We start from the raw sequence: 15,478 nt of genomic DNA, 5'->3' as shown, positions 1-15,478 counted from the left end.
AATTCAAAAATATACCGTTTCTGAAGGAAAGCTGTGTTTTTGAATTATGGAGAATAGATATATGCCGTTTCTTTGCTATTGTTTTACTGTAGTATTTTTAGCGTATCAAATGAATATGAATAAGCTTGTATGATGCATATAAGCTTAAGGAGGTAAATATGAAAAAAATATGGGCTTTTTTACTGTCGCTTACGCTTCTTTTAAATCCTATTTCGGTTTTTGGAGCAGATACCGATTATGGCTCGGATATGATTCCAGCGGGGTATATTCCTTTAAGAAATGCCGCGGAAATTTCAGGGGCAAATGTTTTCACAGAAGGGGAATACGTTATTGTAGAATATAAAGGCGTTACTTATAAATATAAGCAGGAAAGCTTTGATGCTTATACCGGTGAAAATGAAATCAAGCTTTCATATCCCGTAATTATAAGAAAAGGAAAGAGCTACGCCCATTATGACGATGTGGCCTATTTGTTTACAGAAGAAAACGACAGCTATAAAGAGACCAAAAAGACGGTTGTAACCTTAGCCTATAGCCTTATGGATACCTATGATGTTCCGGGGACGGTTTTTACCCTTACAGACGGGGATACAGGATATACATGGACGAGAGGCTTCGGCTATTCCGATATTGAAAATAATATAAAAGTAGAGAAAGATACAGCATTTAATCTTGCGTCTATTTCAAAGGTATTTACGGCTATTTCTGTGATGCAGCTTGCGGAGCTTGGAAAAATAAACCTCAATGAAAAAGTAACGCATTATGTTCCGGAGCTTAATATAGCCCCCCACCCAATATACGGAGGAGATTTTAAGGATATCACTGTAAATATGCTCTTAAGCCATGTTTCCGGTATACCCGGTGATTTATTTGATAGCTTCTATACGAAAGACACTTATAATAAGGATTATATGAATAAGTTCGTTGAAAACATCAATAAAGAATATATGGACAATAAGCCTCTTGAAAGATGGAGCTATTCTAACAGCAGCTATGTCCTTTTGGGTATCATCGCATCAAGGGCCGCAGGCTTTGACGACGATTTTAACGGCTTTATAGAATATACACAGAAGAATATCTTTGAAAAAACAGGGATGAAAAACACTTCTTTTTTCGCCGATGAAAATATTAAATCAAAGCTTGCGGCTCCTTATTCCAGAGCATCGGAGCCAAAGGAAAAAAGCAATTTAATAGTGAATGCCCTTCCGGCAGGGGGATTATACTCAACTGCAGAGGATATGTCCGAATTTATGAAAATATTTCTTAATAACGGTTCCTACGGTGAAAAAAGCCTTCTTACAGATACCAGTGTTTCCGTTATGACCAGCCCTTCCGGATACGATATGGGCCTTAATCCCCAGCTTATTATGGGTAAAGGCATGTATATAACTGAATTTTTAGGCGTAAAAATGGTTGGCCACGGAGGCGATGTGGCCCATTACCATTCTGATATGCAGCTTTCTCTTGACAATAAAATAGGGGTTTTCGCATCTGCCAACAGCTCTTCCTCAGTGCTTTTAAGTTCTGCCTTAACGGCTTATGCATTAAACAGTGCCGTTGACGAAAAAATAGGGGCAGAGCCTGAACAAGGGCTTATCAAAAGCACAAAACCTATTAAGCCGGGAGCAGAAGCCCTTAAAAAATACGAGGGGTATTTTACCAATATAGGCAAAATAAGTGTATTTGATGATGAAAGCTTATTAATAAATGATTACGGCTTACAGCTTATAAGCCAAGACGACGGAAGCTTTTATTCAGGAAGCCTTGGACGAATCACATTTGAAACTGTCAAGGGTATTAATCTTATGCTTCTTGGAGACGGGCCGAAAACTGTTTTAGGAGAAGGCATAACACCTGAAAAAATAGACGAAGATTTTTCAAAATGGGAAGGCAGCTACATTCCCTACAACCAGCAGGAATATGACTGCCCGGTACTTAAGCTTTTTAAAGTAGGCCGTACCGAAGAAGGCTATGGAGCGGTGAAGTTTACTACCACGGATAATCAGGAAAGTTCCAGAATGCTTTTAGGAAACACCTTGGAAAAAGACATGTATTATATTTTAGGAACAGCAAGAAACCATGGCAAGGTCCTTAAATTCTATGAAGAAAACGGCCTTCAGTTTCTTGAAGTATATGGCATAAAGGCCGTAAAGGTTGATACAGGCTTATAATATTCATGCTAAAAACCCCGGCTTAAATGCCGGGGTTTTTTAATACTTAGAAAGCTTCATTTCGATTTCTTCTTTTGTGGTGCTGTTGAGCTTTGTGGCATTGCATAAAGAAGCCGCCATAAAGTATTTTTTGGCAAGAGCAGTATTATCTTCATGCTCATAGATAAGCCCTAAATAAAAATTGCTGTCGAGAAGAGATTTGTCGGCCTCCAACGCTTTCAGAAGGGCCGCTTTTGCCGTTTCAAAATCATTCAGCTTATAATATATAAGGCCTTTAATTTCATAAGCTGCTGCGGCAGAAGGATTTTTTTCAAGGGAAAGATTGATATTAGAGAGGGCATTTTTAATATTGCCTTCTTTTAAATAGGCATAGGCCAGAACGTTTAAAACTCTTTCCCGCCCTTCGGAATAGCCGTTTTTAAGGGCTTCAAGCTCTTTGATGGCTTCTTCATTTTTACCCATTGCGATATAGCAGCTGCCCATAGTAAGGCTTAAATTTTTATCAATGGCGGCGCTTTTATTGTGATTTCTTGCTTCTTCAAAATATTTCAGCGCTTCGTCATAATTTTCTCTGAATAATAGAATAATGCCGTAATTGAGATAAACTGTGGGCTGGATTGTCTCTTTTTTTATTGCTTTTTTAAGATATTTTTCAGCCCTTTGATAATCTCCCACTGCATAGAAATAATTTCCCAAGAGGCCGAGGATATTTGTATAAAACAGGCCCAATAAAATTACCGCTATTATAATGTATATTAAAAGAAGCCATGTTATGGGATATTTTTGAATGATCCTCATATATATAAATGCAATAAGATATAAAAAAATAATTATGAAACGCAAGGATTTTCCGCTTTTAATCTGCAATACAATCACCTTTCTTATAAGCCGGTAAGCCTTAAATCAATGGATAGAATCTTATCCCTCTTTTATAGTGAATTTATTATAAAGAAGCAGTGAAAGCCTTTGTGAATATACGGCTTTGCCACTGTTTAACTTTAAATTTACTATATAAAGCTCAGCGGTCATACTGTTTAAGTCTATCATTATTAGGTACTAATTTCAATATAAGTTAATTATGAATTTTTTATTCTTAAGAAAATAATTTTATGATTAAATCAATACGAAATTGCAGCGCCGTGAATTTGCTGTTCTCTTATTTAACTCATCTTAATTTAATATTCACTTCAGAATAAAAGTAAATTTACTGTATGGGCAAAATAAGTGTTTTTTTAGCCTTAAAGAATTTGCATATATTTCGGACAAGCTAAATATATTATATAAAAATATCAGAGCTTCTTTCCAAATGAACAGGTTATGGAAAGGCTCTTACATTAGCTAAGGAGAGATGTAAAATGTACTGGCATAATATGTCTTTTGAAGAAACAATAAAGGAACTTGATAGCGATATAAGCTTCGGCTTATCAAACCGGCAGGCAGAGGAAAAACGAGAGCAGTATGGTTCCAATGAAATTACAGAGAAAAAAAGAGTTAGCCCGATTACTCGATTTTTTATGCAGTTTAATGACTTTATGATTTTTATCTTGCTTATTGCGGCAGGGGTTTCCATGGGAATCAGCCTGCTAAACGGAGAAAGAGATTTTATCGACCCTATCATTATATTAATGATTGTAATACTCAATGCTTTTCTGGGGCTTTTTCAAGAGCTTAAAGCAGAGAAATCTCTTGAGGCCCTCAAGAAGCTTTCCGCCCCCGAAGCTACAGTAATAAGGGGAGGAAAACTGGTTAAGCTAAGCACCAAGCTTTTAGTCCCTGGGGATATCATTATAGTGCATTCCGGAGACATGGTTCCGGCAGATGCAAGGCTTATTGAAAGCATAAATTTAAAGGCCGAAGAAGCGGCGCTTACGGGGGAATCGGCCCCGGTAGATAAGGATGCTTCTTTAAAGGTAAAAGCAGGCTCTTTGGTGGGCGACAGAAAGAATATGATATTTGCAGGCTCCAGCATAACCTACGGAAGGGGAAAGGCCATCGTTACAGCAACGGGAATGTATACGGAGATGGGTAAAATTGCAGATTTAATTTCAAAAGATGAGGCTCCTGATACGCCTTTGCAGCTGAAGCTTGCAGAAACAAGTAAAATTTTAGGTATGGGCGCCCTTATCATCTGTTTAATTATATTTATTATAGGCCTTTTAAGGTCATTTCCGCCGTTTTTTATGTTTATGACCTCCGTTAGCCTTGCAGTTGCGGCAATTCCTGAGGGCCTGCCTGCTATCGTTACAATTATGCTTGCCATAGGCGTTCAGAGAATGGCTGGAAGAAGAGCCATCATAAGAAGGCTTCCTGCCGTTGAAACATTAGGAAGCGCAAACGTCATATGCTCTGACAAAACAGGCACATTGACCCAGAATAAAATGCGCGTTGTTGAAATATCCGGCCTTAACGGCGAGCTTGATAAAAAATCAAGAGAGTACGGCAATATTTTACAATACGGCGCTTTATGCAACGACAGTGTTTTAGAAGTGCGGGGAGAGGAAAGAAATGTTTTCGGCGACCCTACAGAATCTGCTCTTGTTCTTGCGGCTTATGAGGATATGATTGCTAAAAATGACCTTGATGATAAATTTCCGAGAGTGGGAGAGGTTCCCTTTGATTCCTCAAGAAAGCTTATGACCACAATACATAAAACCGATGAGGGATACCTTTGCATAACAAAGGGTGCCCCGGATATCCTGATAAATAAATGCAGAGCCTATTGTTCAAGAGGTGCAGAGATTCCGTTAGGTCCTTCCGACAGTCAAAGGGCAAAAAGGCTTAATTCAGAAATGGCTGGAAGAGCCTTAAGAGTAATCGGAATATCTTATAAAATAGTCAAGGAGCTTCCCAAAAATATTAAGGCAGAAACCATAGAAAACGATCTTGTGTTTATGGGATTTTTCGGCATCATAGACCCGCCGAGACCGGAGGTTCTCCATGCCGTAAGAGTATGTAAAAAGGCTGGTATAAAGCCTGTTATGGTTACGGGAGACCATGTGATTACAGCAAAGGCCATAGCTGAAAAAATAGGCATTATGAAAGCGGGGGATAAAGCTATTACGGGAGAGGAGCTTAATAAAATCTCTCAGGAAGAGCTTAATGAAATCATAGACGATTATACGGTATTTGCAAGGGTTACACCGGAGCATAAGGTGAAAATAGTAAAGGCCTTTCAGTCTCAGGGGAATGTAGTTGCCATGACGGGGGACGGCGTAAACGACGCTCCTGCTCTTAAAGCGGCGGATATCGGCTGTGCCATGGGCATAACGGGAACAGATGTTGCCAAGGGAGCAGCGGATATGGTTTTAATGGACGATAATTTTGCTACCATCGTTGAAGCCGTAAGAGAAGGCAGAGGAATTTACGAAAACATCAGAAAGGCTATACACTTCCTTCTTTCCAGTAATATCGGAGAAATCCTTACAATATTCGTTTCTATTTTGCTTGGATGGGACATGCCCTTACTGGCAATCCATCTTTTATGGGTAAACCTTATTACAGACTCTCTTCCGGCGGTGGCTCTGGGCCTTGACCCGGCAGAAGATACGGCCATGGAAAGAAAACCTTATTCAAACCACAGAAGCTTTTTCTCCGACGGGCTTTGGAAGCGCATTGCCATAGAAGGCGTTATGATCGGCCTTCTTGCCCTTATTGCCTTCGGTACAGGCGTCGTTTATTTCGACCCGGAAGGCTCCTGCCTCATAGGCCGCACCATGTGCTTTGCCACTTTAAGCATAAGCCAGCTGGTTCATGCATTTAACATGAGAAGCGAAAAAAGCATATTTGAAGTGGGTATAAAAGGCAATCTGTATTTAATAGGAGCATTTTTCATAGGGGTTATACTGGAAGCGGCTGTTATCATGATTCCTTCCGTAAGCAGAATATTCAGAGTTTCCGCTCTTGATTTTAAACAATGGCTTATCGTGGCCTTACTCTGCTTCATGCCTATTTTCATCGTTGAAATGGAAAAGTTTTTAACAAAACCGAGAACCTTTACAGCAAATACAAAAAGCCTTTTAAAATAAGGGCTGGGACCTGTCAAGAAAAAAATTAAAAATATTTCAAGGAAAAATATTGAAAAACCCTCTATATATAGTATACTAGTATATGTTAGGCACTAAATATAGTATTTTGCCAGAGAAAATGAACAATTGACTTGCTGCCTTTCCTCAGCATAAATAAGCTTTATAAAGCTTATTTATGCTGAGGATAAGGCTTTCTATCAGTTCATAAGCCTTTTATGAAAACCATTAGCAGGCTTAAATGTTTTTTAAAATAATTCTCTAAGGCAAAACTATAGTGATTTGAATCAATATAGAATCAATTTGCTTTTGCAAAAAGATAATCAGGCAAAAGCAAATTAATAGTGTTTGTTTTTTAGGCCATGGAGCCTTAAGGAGCTAATTATACTATTAAGGGGATTAAAAAATGATAATATTAAAGCAAGATGAAAACCAGATTGTGAACGTCATAAAAAGAGACGGGCGAACAGCCGTATTTGATGAGGAAAAAATAATAGACGCTATAAGGAAGTCTTTTCAGGCCGTAGGCGACTACAGGTCTTATCCTTATTATAAGATGATTTGCGGAGAGGCCATCAAGAGCCTTTACGAAAGGGGCCTTTTTACCCCCACTGTTGAACAGATACAGGACATCGTAGAAGAATCCCTCATGATAAAAAATCACAGTCAGGTTGCGAAGGCATATATTCTCTACAGAGCCGAAAGAAGCCGTATCAGGGAAATGAATACAAGGCTTATGAGAATATATGAAGATATTACATTTAAAGACTCCAAAGATAGCGATATAAAAAGAGAAAACGCCAATGTAAACGGCGATACTGCTATGGGAACTATGCTTAAATACGGTTCCGAGGGTGCAAAGCAGTTTTACGAAATGTATATATTAAAGCCGGAGCATTCAAGAGCTCATAAAGACGGGGATATTCATATTCATGACCTTGATTTTCTTACGATGACTACCACCTGCTGCCAGATAGACCTGATAAAGCTTTTTTCCGGCGGCTTTTCAACAGGCCACGGAACCTTAAGAGAGCCAAGGGGCATCGGCAGCTATTCCGCCCTTGCCTGTATCGCCATTCAGTCCAACCAGAACGATCAGCACGGCGGCCAGAGCATTGTAAACTTTGATTACGGCCTTGCCGACGGGGTTAAAAAGACTTTCCGAAAGCAATATAGGCAGAACATGGCAAAGGCTTTAGAGCTTTTAGCCGGCATGGAAGAGGCAGATGAAAAGGTTTCGGCTATACAAAAGGATATTTTATCTTCAGGGACAGACCTTAGAATGACGGAAAATGAAGCCTATTTAAAGAAAGAAAAAGAGGCATTGGAAGGCATTGGCGTAGATGCTTCCGTCATAGAAAAATGCCAGGAATTTGCCATAGATAAGAGCATAAAGGCTACCGATAGAGAAACCTTCCAGGCCATGGAAGCTCTTGTGCATAATTTAAACACCATGCATTCAAGGGCCGGGGCGCAGACGCCATTTTCCTCTATCAATTACGGAATGGATACTTCCGCAGAAGGAAGAATGATTATAAAAAACGTTCTTCTTGCCCTGGAAGCGGGCCTTGGAAACGGCGAAACCCCTATATTTCCCATACACATATTTAGAGTGAAGGAAGGCATAAATTATAACGAAGGCGAGCCGAATTATGATTTATTCAAGCTTGCCTGCAGAGTAAGCGCAAAAAGGCTTTTCCCTAATTTCTCATTTCAGGATGCTCCTTTTAATTTAAAATACTATAAGGAAGGAAAACCTGAAACAGAAATCGCCTATATGGGGTGCAGAACAAGAGTTGTAAGCAATGTCTATGACCCTGAAAAAGAAATTACCTACGGCAGAGGCAATTTAAGCTTTACTTCCATCAACCTTCCAAGGCTTGGCATAAAGGCAAAGGGTAATTTAGACTTGTTCTTTACAGAGCTTGATAAAGTGGTTGATATTTGCATAGACCAGCTTCTTGAACGCTTTAAAATACAGTGTTCCAAAAAGGTAAGGAATTTCCCATTCTTAATGGGGGAAGGCGTTTGGATGGATTCTGAAAAGCTTTCCATAGACGATACAGTTGAAGAGGTTTTAAAACATGGAACCCTTACCGTAGGTTTTATAGGCCTTGCGGAGTGCTTAAAAGCCCTCATAGGAAAGCATCACGGCGAGTCCGATAAGGCCCAGGAATTAGGATTAAAAATTGTTTCTCATATGAGAAAGAGAATGGACGACAAGGCTCAGGAGATGAAGCTTAATTTTTCTCTTATAGCGACTCCTGCCGAAGGCCTTTCAGGCCGGTTTATAAAAATAGATAAAAAGCTTTTCGGAGAAATTGAAGGGGTTACAGATAGAGAATATTACACCAATAGCTTCCATATCCCTGTTTATTATAATATTTCAGCCTTTGAAAAAATAAAAAAAGAAGCTCCTTATCATGAGCTTACAAACGCAGGTCATATTACTTATGTTGAAATGGACGGAGACCTTACCCAAAACCTTCCGGCCTTTGAAAAAGTAATACGCTTTATGAAAGAGTCCGGCATAGGCTACGGCTCCATAAACCACCCTGTAGACAGGGATCCGGTATGCGGATATACAGGCATTATAGGAGACAAATGCCCTAAATGCGGAAGAGACGAAAGTGAGTTTCCCTTTGAAAGAATCAGAAGAATCACAGGATACCTTGTAGGAACTTTAGACAGGTTCAACAATGCGAAGCTTGCGGAAGTAAGAGACAGAGTAAAGCATAACACACTTTAAAAATATATTTACGGCCGCTGCCAAAGATACCTTTGGCGGCAGGCCGTAGCTTTAAAGAGGGAATAATGAAAATCAGAATATCAGGAATAGCAAATGACTCTGTAGTTGACGGGCCGGGGATACGCCTTACAGTATTTACCCAGGGATGCCCCCATAAATGCCTCGGCTGCCACAATCCGGATACCCATTCCTATTCCGGCGGGAAAGAAATAGATACAGAAGAAATCATACAGCTGATTAATCAAAATCCTCTCCTTGACGGTGTTACATTTTCCGGCGGAGAGCCTTTTTTGCATACGGAGGCCCTTTCTATTGTTGCAGCGCATGTTAAGAAAAGCGGGCTTAATTTAATTATATATACGGGATACCTATGGGAAGAAATAATAAAAAATGAAAATATGCTTCACCTTGCCCTTTATGCAGATATTATAATAGACGGTAAATTTATTCTGGCGGAAAGAAGTCTCGACCTTCGTTTCAGAGGCTCTAAAAACCAAAGGGCAATAGACCCGAAAGAAAGCATGCGCCTTAACCGTGCCGTTGAAATAAATATATAGGTTCTCCTGTCACTAAAATAAAACTTTGTAAATCTTTGCAATTTGACAGAAATAGATTGATACCGAAAAAATTGGCCGTAAAGATAATGCCTTTGGCATTATGCTTGGGTTTTTGCAGAGCAAAATGCTTTTCCATCAGATTGATTAAAGGCTGAGCTTCTAAAATCAAAATCTTGTTCCGTATTTTTCATGGCTTGGCTGTGATAAGTTTATTTATTTTTCTTGACAAAAGAGATAATTCTTACTATAATATGTATTTGTCAGTACCATTCTTTAGGGGTATGATGTAATGGTAACATGCCGGTCTCCAAAACCGTTCTTGAGGGTTCGAGTCCTTCTACCCCTGTATAATATTAAAAGCCAGAGAATATTCTCTGGCTTTTTTGTGTCTTTCGATAGAGTAAATTTAGTACAAAGAAGTAATAAATGCCTATCCCAGACAAGCTGAAAACACGGGTTTCCTTTGGAAACAGTACATTTTGAGTCTGCCGGAAATATACGGCTTTATTACCGGTTATAGTAAAATAATTTGTTACTGCCTTAAAGCTATTTTACTATAACTTTAAATTTACTGTATCTGTTGACAATATCTAGAAATTATCTTAAAATAAAAATGATAATTGTTTTCAATTTAATGGAGGCGTGAAATGAGTAGTCCCAAAAAATATAAAACAAAACAAAAAGATATGATTTTATCGTACTTTAAAGAGAATGCCAATCACCATGTAACTGCTGATGATATAGTATACCATCTTAAATCCTCGGGGCTTAATGTAGGGCAGGCTACAGTATATCGATGCATAAAGAATCTTGTGGAAGAAGGCGTAGTGATAAAATATTCCTTTATGGACGGCCTAAGCTCCTGCTACCAATATATAGGTGAAAACAATGAAAATGAATGTATTTATCACATGATATGCAGCGGCTGCGGCAAGGTGGAACATTTGAGCTGCGGATTTCTGGACAAGCTTTCGGAGCATATTAAAAACGAGCATAATTTCAATATGGATAGCAGCAAAAGCGTGATTTACGGAAAATGCAAAAGCTGTATGAAGAAGGAATAGATAATTTATGAAAATTCATTCTTTAGCAAAACCTGTAATTGCTGTATTTTTACTTTTTTTGATTTTAATATCCTTTGGCGTACGGATTTTTTATGAAGTTCAGGAACATAGCCATCAATGTGACGGCGATCATTGCGCTTTCTGTACCTTTAATGAATATACAAAGAATAATTTCAGAAAAATTGTTTTTACGGCAGCCTCGGCTGCATATTTTTTATTCTATGGTTTAAAAAGCTTTAATCTCTTAATTTTATCTATCAAAGAAAGAGTCAAAGAAAAAACCCTTACAGAGCTGAAGGTTAGGCTGAACAATTGAGGGCTATACTTATTAAACTTAAAAAGTTTTTAAGTTTTAGTTTAATAAGTTTTTCTTTCGCCTATAGTAAATGAGCTTGTCCGTTTTTAAGTTTATTTACTATGTTTTCTCTTTGTAGTTTAATGCTTTAGAACAGTTATAGGAGGATATAGATGAAAAAAATTATCGCTTTTTTAATTTCTGCGGTCATGCTCGCAGGGTGCGGTGCCAAAGGAACGCCCCAGGAGCTTAATAATAAAAATGAAGATAAAAAATTAAATATAGTTACAACGAATTTTCCGGCTTATGATTTCGCAAGGGCTGTCGCTAAGGATAAGGCAGACATAACAATGCTTTTAAAACCGGGAGCAGAAAGCCATACCTTCGACCCGTCGCCGGCGGATATTATAAAAATAAACGATGCCGATATGTTTATCTATATCGGCGGAGAAAACGACGAATGGGTCAATACTGTGCTTGAATCCATAGAGCTTGGTGAAAAGAAGGTTTTACGCCTTATGGATTATGTAAATGTTGTGGAAGAAGAGCTTGTAGAGGGCATGGAAGAAGAGGAACATGATCACGACCATGAGCACGAGGAGAATCACGAGCATGAGGAAGACCATGAGCACGAAGAAGACCACGAACATGAGGAAGACCATGAGCATGAAGAAGACCACGAGCATGAAGAGGACCACGATCATGAAGAAGACCACGATCATACCCATGAAGATGAACATATATGGACCTCTCCTAAAAATGCCATAACCCTTGTAGATGCAATAGAAAAAGAAATCGTAGCCATTGATGAGGAGAATTCAGATTATTATAAAGAAAATGCAAATTCTTATATTTCTGAAATAGAAAAAGTAGATTCCGAAATAAAAGCTGTTGTAGATAATGCAGAGAGGAAATCTTTGGTATTTGCAGACAGGTTTCCTTTTCGGTATTTTGTAGATGAGTATGGTTTAAACTATAGCGCTGCTTTTTCCGGCTGCAGCACCCAAAGCGAGGCAAGCGCAGGAACCATCGCTTTTCTTGTGGATAAGGTAAAGAACGAAAAAATACCCTATGTTTATTATATAGAACTTAGTTCAAAAAGCATAGCAAATGCCATAAGTGAAGAAACAGGGGCAGGTATGCTTCTGCTGCATTCGGCCCATAATCTTACAAAGGACAATTTTGAAAAGGGCGAGACATATGTTTCAATAATGAAAAACAATGTGGAGAGCCTTAGAAAGGGACTGAACTAGAAATGAATGTAATATCATGTGAAAGCCTGACTTTAGGCTATGAAAGGCGCCCTGTTATAAAGGATATTTCCTTTTCGGCGGAAGAAGGGGATTTTATCTGCATTCTGGGAGAAAACGGTGCAGGAAAAAGTACGCTTATGAAGGGTATTTTAAGTCTTATAAAGCCCATGAAAGGAAAGATAAGCTTTGGCATTAATAAAAATCAAATAGGCTATCTTCCCCAGCAAAGCGATATACAAAAGGACTTTCCCGCAAGCGTTTATGAGGTAGTGATTTCAGGGACATTAAACCACGGAAGGCTGCTGCCCTTTTATTCCAGAAGAGAAAAAAATATAGCGGAAGAAAATATGAAAAGACTCGGCATATGGGATTTAAAAAATAAGCCCTACAGAGACCTTTCGGGAGGGCAGCAGCAAAGAGTTTTTCTCGCAAGAGCATTGTGTGCTACAAAGAAGCTGTTGCTTCTTGACGAGCCTATGGCAGGCCTTGACCCTATAGCTTCCGCTGATTTTTATAATCTTTTAGATAAGCTGAATAAAAAAGAGGGCATTACCATTATTATGATTTCACATGATATTCAAGGAGCAATGGACTATTGCAAAAAAATACTTCATTTAGGGCATTCTAAAATATTTTACGGCACGAAAGAAGAATATCTTCAAACGGAGATGGCTAAAAAAATGCAAAGAGGGGAAGCCGATGCTTGAGCTTATAGGAGCGCTTTTTTCATATAATTTCATTATAAGGGCTGCTATTGTAGGCATTTTGGTTGCTCTCTGCTCTGCCCTTTTAGGCGTAAGCCTTGTACTTAAAAGATTTTCCATGATAGGCGACGGCCTTTCCCACGTTGGCTTTGGGGCGCTTGCCGTTGCTATGGCATTAAATCTTGCCCCCTTGCAGGTAGCAGTTCCCGTTGTTATGCTTGCGGCATTTCTGCTTTTAAGAATAAGCCAAAACAGCACCATCAAAGGCGACGCCGCAATAGCTGTTATCGCAAGCAGCTCCGTATCCATAGGCATTATAGCCGTTGCTATGACAACGGGGCTTAATGTGGATATTCATAATTTTATGTTCGGAAGCATTCTTGCCATGAGTAAAAATGATTTATATTTAAGCGTATTTGTGGCATTATGTGTTATTGTGCTTTATATCCTGTTTTATAACAAAATATTTGCCGTAACCTTTGATGAGGATTTTGCAAAAGCCACCGGAACCAATGTAGGGGCCTATAATATGCTCATATCCATGCTCACGGCTTTAACCATCGTAGTGGGTATGAGAATGATGGGCGCTGTACTTATTTCAAGCCTGATTATATTTCCGGCCCTTACTTCCATGAGGGTTTTCAGAAGCTTTAAAAAAGTTATTATTTCATCGGCTTTAATATCCGTCCTATGTTTTTTTATAGGCTTATGCATATCCTTTCTATATTCCCTGCCTACAGGAGCAAGCATTGTTATTGTAAATTTATGCTGCTTTATTCTCTTTTACTTCTTTGGAAGAATAAGAAAAATATAAATGAATCTTACGCTTATTAAATATAAAAGCTTATCTTTATAGGATAAGCTTTTATATTTATACAACCCCTTACAGAAATTCTTTTTGTTTGTAATGCTAATTGACACTTAAAATCATAAGTGCTACCATTTATAGTAAGCTATTTAAAACTTAAAGCAGGTTTTAAATCACTTATATTTATTACAAATCTTAATCAGGTAATATGGAAAACCCTGAATTCCCCTCTGTTTGCCATTAATATGCTTCTTTAAAATCCTATAGGCGCATTTTTATTGGATTATGTCCGGATATTTTCTGTTTTCAATATTGCCTAAAAAAAGGAGGGTATACTTATGTCCGTATCTGTTGAGGAACTTAAAAGAAGAGCCTGTGAAGCTATTGACAAAAACCGAGACAAAATCATAGAAATCGGTGAGTCTATATTTTCAGAGCCGGAGCTTGGCTACAAAGAGGTAAAAACCGCTGCTAAGGTTAAAAAGATATTTGATGAGCTTGGATACGAATATGAAGACGAAGTTGCAATAACAGGAGTTATAGCTCCCCTTAAAGGCAAGGAAACAAAAGCAAGAGTTGCCGTAATGGGAGAGCTTGACGCAGTAGTTTCCCCTGCGCATAGATGTGCCGATAAGACTACGGGAGCTGCTCATGCCTGCGGACATAATGCCATGATAGCGGGCCTTATGGGCGTTGCTTATGCCCTTCACGGAACAGGAATTATGGAAGAGCTTTCAGGTGATATCGTTCTTATGGCTGTTCCTGCAGAAGAATATGTTGAAATAGAATATAGAAATAATTTAAGAAAAGAAGGCAAAATCCATTTTCTTGGCGGCAAGCAGGAATTTATCCGCATTGGAAAAATGGACGATATTGACATGATGATTATGCAGCATCTTGCCAATGTGAACGACAAGGGCATAAAGGTAATTGCCAACAGCGGAAGCAACGGCTTCTTAGGAAAGCTTATTCAATATAAAGGCAAGGAAGCCCATTCCGGCGGCGCCCCGCACCTTGGCATAAACGCTCTTAATGCCGCTACATTAGGCCTTACAGCAGTACATATGCAAAGAGAAACATTCCAGGATAAAGACCATATCAGGGTTCACCCGATTATTACAAAGGGCGGAGACCTTGTTAACGTTGTGCCTGCCGATGTAAGAATAGAAACTTACATCAGGGGAGCAAATGTTGAAGCGATTCTTGACGCCGATAAGAAGGTTACAAGGGCATTTAAGGCCGGCGGAGACGCTGTCGGAGCAGAAACTATTATAACAGACCTTCCCGGATACCTTCCTACGGTTCTTGAATACGGCCTTATGGATGTTATGTATGAAAACCTTAAAACGCTTTACAAGGAAGACGAAGTTCTTTACGAAGCGGAGGCAGGAGCAGGCTCTACAGACGTCGGCGACGTTTCTGTAATTATGCCTACGATGCAGTCTAATTTCTGTGCCGTAACAGGTGATTTCCACTCCAAAGATTTTGAAATAACCGACAAGGAAACAGCCTATATCAATACGGCAAAGGGCCTTGTAATGACGGCTATCGACCTTCTTGCAAACGGAGCAGAAAAAGCCCTTGAAATAAAGAAAAACTTCAAGCCTCAGATGACAAAAGAAGAATATTTAAGAACATGGGGAAAGCTTGACGTATAAGATGTAAAGTTTAGTAAAATAATGCCTTAAGGTTTTGAAAAAGTGGTCTTTTAGACCACTTTTTCGGCTTTTCCAGCTGGAATTTTATTTCAAAGGGATTGACCCGAAGAAGGATTTGCTATAACCTTATATTAAATAGATTTTCTTAATTCTACTTGATTTAATATTATCAATTGAAGGAAAGTTTATTAAACTTA

General features: G+C 38.8%; 10 protein-coding genes and 1 tRNA gene. 10 read left to right on the top strand and 1 reads right to left on the bottom strand.

Annotated elements, in window-relative coordinates; genetic code table 11:
- Positions 1-158 precede the first annotated feature (158 nt).
- Entirely contained in the window at positions 159-2,171 is a 2,013-nt protein-coding gene (locus NBX03_RS12035) for a serine hydrolase domain-containing protein (RefSeq protein WP_250228014.1), read from the top strand.
- 39 nt (positions 2,172-2,210) lie between these two features.
- On the opposite strand, the gene NBX03_RS12030 is transcribed toward NBX03_RS12035, so the two are convergent.
- Positions 2,211-2,900, bottom strand: coding sequence for a tetratricopeptide repeat protein (locus NBX03_RS12030; protein WP_250228013.1), 690 nt, complete (start codon positions 2,898-2,900; stop codon positions 2,211-2,213).
- Between the two features lie 626 nt (positions 2,901-3,526).
- Here NBX03_RS12030 and NBX03_RS12025 point away from each other — a divergent pair.
- The 9 genes from NBX03_RS12025 (at position 3,527) to NBX03_RS11985 (ending at position 15,281) form a co-directional block, all read left to right on the top strand.
- On the top strand, positions 3,527-6,196 hold the full coding sequence (locus NBX03_RS12025; RefSeq protein WP_250228012.1) for a calcium-translocating P-type ATPase, PMCA-type: 2,670 nt from the start codon (positions 3,527-3,529) through the stop codon (positions 6,194-6,196).
- Positions 6,197-6,599: 403 nt separating this feature from the next.
- Positions 6,600-8,942, top strand: coding sequence for an anaerobic ribonucleoside triphosphate reductase (locus NBX03_RS12020; protein ID WP_250228011.1), 2,343 nt, complete (start codon positions 6,600-6,602; stop codon positions 8,940-8,942).
- A gap of 65 nt (positions 8,943-9,007) precedes the next feature.
- The gene (gene nrdG, locus NBX03_RS12015) at positions 9,008-9,499 is read left to right on the top strand and encodes an anaerobic ribonucleoside-triphosphate reductase activating protein (protein WP_250228010.1); all 492 of its coding nucleotides are present in this window, start codon (positions 9,008-9,010) and stop codon (positions 9,497-9,499) included.
- A 275-nt stretch (positions 9,500-9,774) separates the two neighbouring features.
- Positions 9,775-9,845, top strand: a tRNA-Trp gene (locus NBX03_RS12010).
- Between the two features lie 301 nt (positions 9,846-10,146).
- Positions 10,147-10,563, top strand: coding sequence for a Fur family transcriptional regulator (locus NBX03_RS12005; RefSeq protein WP_250228009.1), 417 nt, complete (start codon positions 10,147-10,149; stop codon positions 10,561-10,563).
- A 468-nt stretch (positions 10,564-11,031) separates the two neighbouring features.
- Positions 11,032-12,111 (top strand): metal ABC transporter substrate-binding protein, encoded by a 1,080-nt coding sequence (locus NBX03_RS12000; protein WP_250228008.1) that lies wholly within the window; start codon positions 11,032-11,034, stop codon positions 12,109-12,111.
- 2 nt (positions 12,112-12,113) lie between these two features.
- Positions 12,114-12,818, top strand: a complete 705-nt coding sequence (locus NBX03_RS11995; protein ID WP_250228007.1) for a metal ABC transporter ATP-binding protein — start codon at positions 12,114-12,116, stop codon at positions 12,816-12,818.
- Entirely contained in the window at positions 12,811-13,629 is an 819-nt protein-coding gene (locus NBX03_RS11990; RefSeq protein WP_250228006.1) for a metal ABC transporter permease, read from the top strand. The genes NBX03_RS11995 and NBX03_RS11990 overlap by 8 nt, the downstream gene beginning before the upstream one ends.
- A gap of 332 nt (positions 13,630-13,961) precedes the next feature.
- A complete protein-coding gene (locus tag NBX03_RS11985) occupies positions 13,962-15,281 on the top strand; it encodes an amidohydrolase (RefSeq protein WP_250228005.1) in 1,320 nt (439 codons plus the stop codon).
- Positions 15,282-15,478: the final 197 nt, after the last annotated feature.

The sequence above is a fragment of the Anaeropeptidivorans aminofermentans genome (assembly GCF_940670685.1).
GTDB classification, from domain to species: domain Bacteria; phylum Bacillota; class Clostridia; order Lachnospirales; family UBA5962; genus Anaeropeptidivorans; species Anaeropeptidivorans aminofermentans.
Note: the sequence above shows the minus strand (reverse complement) of the source record. Positions and strands in the feature narration are given on the sequence as shown.